The following is a 2,872-nucleotide window of genomic DNA, read 5'->3' as shown; positions in this document are numbered from 1 at the left end:
GGGGACAAAATACAAGCCTCGCTGAGGCTGTTCAAGGCGATAGTCAATGGTAATGAGTAGCACCTGATCGGGGCTAATCCCTAAGCTCTCATTGAGGGAAATATCAAGGAACTCGCCATCGTAGTGGAAGCTTTGGGGTTGGTGCTGCACGGTTACCCCCTTGATTTGTTGCCCCACGGCATTGAGGCGTAGGTGTCGCAGTTGGGCGTGGAGCGGGCGCAAGTGAATGTGGCACTGTCCCCAGCAGATTTGAGCCTCTAGATCGAGCGTCAAATCAAGGAAAATATGTTCCACCTGTCCGGGGCGATCGGGGCTGTAGTGGGGGCGGGCACCACTGAGAACAAAAGATTTTGCAGAGGAGATATCAAAGGACATAAGCATGATCGCACAGCACTTCCTCTTAGTCTAGATCGCTCTTAAATTTAGGAGTTCAATTACTTTATGACGACTGGTGTGACCTTTGACCATCTGAATGCGGGACTTGGGTCCCTGAAAATAGTCCGCAAAAACTGCAATGAGTTCCTGATTGGCTTTACCATCGCCGGCAGGGGCACGCACTGCAACCACAAGTTGACCGTCAGGACTCACAGATACAGCAGACTGCCGTGCATTGGGCTTGACAATGACGTGCTTTTTATTCATTGAGTCTTAAGTCTAGCGATGGGCACAAATGTGCTGGCCAATCTCCGAGTTAATTTTCATGATGTGGTTGACCAAACAATCCGCCAACTTACTATGTTCAATGGCATCAGCGAGATCATTAATTGCGGCAACTAGCTCCCTATGCTAAATGTCAATCATCGGCACGCCAGTACTCGCACTGTCTGTCCACTCAAAGCTTGTATCATTTTCTTTACTGCCCTAAGCCGCTTGGGTATGGGTTTTCGTTTTTAGGAAGGTAAAGAGTCCCTCCAAAAAGGAAGTGCTAATTTCTGCTGTTTCAATGAGGTCAGGCTCGGTTGCAGTAGCAGAGGGCGCAGTAATGCCCGCAACCTCCTCAGCAATGCCCACCACCATCAAACGGAAGCAGATTTTCTGTACCTCTAGAATGGGTAAGCTCAAAGCATCGCTAATCTCCTGAAGGGTTATTGTGCCATTGGCATACTCCCACACTTGCCATTCATGGCGATTTAGACGGTAGGGGGGCTGTCCCTCAATCCTGCTGGCGATCGCTGAACTTGGCAAAGGCAGCTTATCCATCAGGGCTGCCCAATCCCGCAGCAGTCGCAAACCCGCTAGAGAAATGTCCATGGGCGACGCACTCAATCCCGTCATTTCCTCAAAGGGTAGCGGGTGGTTGGCATCAAACTTAAACCAGCCCTCATTGAGGCTAAAGAGGCGGGGGATTGGTGTCAGTACCTGTTGCTTAAACAGGAATTGAAGTTGTTCTAATTCAAGAGCGCCCTGTGCTTTCAAGCAGAGGCCAAGGGAATCTGTGAGGGAGCACAAGGGCAAGAGGCGCTGAATGGTTGTGGAACGGAGCCATCCCCGCTGCTCAATTAGCCGTTGCAGTCCTTGATGATCTAAACTTGTTGTTGTGGCCACAATCTGACCTAAGCGAAAAAAAATATAGTACTCTCGCGTTTGGGGGATCAGCGGCATCCTTCCTGCCATTTCCCCGGGCTTGATAGAGAGGCAGCCCGTTTTTTGCCCCTGCTCCAGAAAACGAAAAATTTCTCCCAGCGAAAATTCTGATAGATAACCTGTGATTTTCATACATTCCCCCTAATAAGTGATTCCGTTGTTAAGTTGTTATGGAATCTTCGTGCGATCATGCATGAATACCAAAATCTGCTGTGCTGCTCGAAAATCTTGGGGACGGTGAGAACTCACCAGCAAGATGAAGGCATAGGCTTTGCGAATGAGAAATCCCCCATAAAATCAAAGCGTTCTTGGCCAGGCGTACCCTACAGATGTAGGGCAACATTGAGACTAAACTGAAGTCGCCCGAAATCCATCGCTACCGTTGTCTTTTGCTTGAAAGCAGGAATTTCATCCGTTGCGATCGGTATCCACCACCTCAATTTCACTAATTGTGCGAACAAAAGTAGATTTACCTGCTCCCACTGGCCCTGTAATGACAATGCGCAAATTTCCATGACTGGGCACCTCGCGGTTGAGAATCACTGCAGTCTAAACCTTCACAGCTTGACTCACACCTGTGAGTTGAGTTTGCAGCTCAGCCAACACATTTTTAATTTCAAGGTTGATAATGCCCAACTTGGCAGAAGCATCGGCTAGAACGAGAAAAACAGCATCTTCAGTGCAACTGGTAAGAATGCCATAGCCATTGCTCCCCTCTACCAAGATGCGCTCGATTTTACCTCGGTTGAGTTCTCGGCCAATCCGTTCCCCCAGCGAGAGCATTGCGGCTGACATTGCAGCTACGCGTTCATCGTCCATTCCCCCCGGCAGAGTTGCCGCAAGCGTGAGACCGTCAGGAGACACCAGTGCAGCGCCTTGGACGTTACTGGCATTGGCAACAAAGTTTTGCAGTATAGCTTCCAGTTTGGCGGCACTAATGGACATACTTCAATCCTCGTTAAATTCCTAAATTCCTGTACAGAATCTTTGAGAATCTTTGAACAACGACTCCCCTACTCGGAGAACTACATGGCAGCAGCACCTGTGGCAATTAAGCGCTGAAAGAGTGCTTGTGTCCAGCCCGTTTCTTGAAGAACTGCTTGGGAGGACACCTCAAAGTAGGCTTGTTCAATAAAAGCAAGGTCAATCATGCAAATTTTGCCAAGGGCGTCCCCCAAGGCCTCTAATTTATTGTCCTCCCTTAGTTTCTTGCGTACGGCATTGACGACGACGGCCATTGCTGGCACGACGTGCTGCGGGCCAATCCCGATGCGCACATGGACAAGGC

Annotated in this window: 3 protein-coding genes and 3 pseudogenes; all 6 read right to left on the bottom strand. The window is 49.4% G+C overall.

Features of this window, described 5'->3' with window-relative positions:
• Positions 1–381, bottom strand: a pseudogene (locus tag IGQ15_RS10535) (aminopeptidase); the annotation flags it as partial.
• 24 nt (positions 382–405) lie between these two features.
• Positions 406–642, bottom strand: coding sequence for a DUF167 domain-containing protein (locus IGQ15_RS10530; RefSeq protein ID WP_297051552.1), 237 nt, complete (start codon positions 640–642; stop codon positions 406–408).
• A 219-nt stretch (positions 643–861) separates the two neighbouring features.
• On the bottom strand, positions 862–1,716 hold the full coding sequence (locus IGQ15_RS10525) for a DUF4388 domain-containing protein (protein ID WP_297051550.1): 855 nt from the start codon (positions 1,714–1,716) through the stop codon (positions 862–864).
• A gap of 39 nt (positions 1,717–1,755) precedes the next feature.
• Positions 1,756–2,091: pseudogene (locus tag IGQ15_RS12090) on the bottom strand (GTPase); the annotation flags it as partial.
• 42 nt (positions 2,092–2,133) lie between these two features.
• The gene (locus IGQ15_RS10515) at positions 2,134–2,529 is read right to left on the bottom strand and encodes a roadblock/LC7 domain-containing protein (RefSeq protein ID WP_297051547.1); all 396 of its coding nucleotides are present in this window, start codon (positions 2,527–2,529) and stop codon (positions 2,134–2,136) included.
• Positions 2,530–2,609: 80 nt separating this feature from the next.
• A pseudogene (locus IGQ15_RS10510) lies at positions 2,610–2,872 on the bottom strand (hypothetical protein); the annotation flags it as partial.

Source organism: Thermosynechococcus sp. M98_K2018_005, assembly GCF_015295825.1.
Classification (GTDB): domain Bacteria; phylum Cyanobacteriota; class Cyanobacteriia; order Thermosynechococcales; family Thermosynechococcaceae; genus Thermosynechococcus.
The sequence above is the reverse complement of the archived record's forward strand: the minus strand, read 5'-3'. Positions and strand labels throughout refer to the sequence as shown.